The sequence below is a fragment of the Bacillus cereus group sp. MYBK216-1 genome (genome assembly GCF_051916495.1).
Classification (GTDB): Bacteria; Bacillota; Bacilli; order Bacillales; family Bacillaceae_G; genus Bacillus_A; species Bacillus_A thuringiensis_K.
Window position 1 is genome coordinate 1 of record NZ_JBQAGT010000045.1, and the last position, 619, is coordinate 619.

Consider the following 619-nt stretch of genomic DNA (forward strand, 5'->3'; position numbering starts at 1 on the left):
TGGAATGTTTGCGAGTTGAAGTAACTCCTTGATAGGAAATTCATGCCTTAACTCGTAGATTACTTGCGCTTTGTCTTGTTTGGTGATTTTTCTTTGTTTTGAACTAAGGCATTCAACTTTTTTAAATATGAATTTTCCATACGTAAACGCTCATTTTCCGCTTGTAAGGCTTCGATTGATCCTTCATCTACTGGTTTTATTTTTTTATCTTTCATGGTTGGACGCCCCTTTTTCTTTGATTGTAGGGCATCCAATCCTCCTGTTTCATAAGCTATTTTCCATTTCCGAAGTGTTTCATAAGACGGTATATTGAAAAGTGCCGCTGTTTCTCTGATAGATGTCCCGTGTTCATTCATATAATAAAGTACATCTAGTTTATACTGGGCTGGGTAGAATGTATAGCACTTTTCAAAGGCCTTTTCACCTGAAGACTCATATCGTCTAATCCACTCACGAAGTACGCTAGGGTTAACTCCTATAGATTTAGCAATTGTTTTTCCACTTTCTGTACCATCTAAATATCGTTTCACCGCTTGGATTTTTTCTTTTGAAGAAAATTTAGCCATAAAAAATGCACCTCCAATTGTTAGACTGTGTCTAACAATTGGGGTGCACTTCA

General features: G+C 36.7%; 1 pseudogene. It reads right to left on the minus strand.

Annotation, left to right across the window (positions count from 1 at the left end):
- Positions 1-566: pseudogene (locus ACTFRH_RS30900) on the minus strand (IS3-like element ISBth10 family transposase); the annotation flags it as partial.
- Positions 567-619 lie beyond the last annotated feature (53 nt).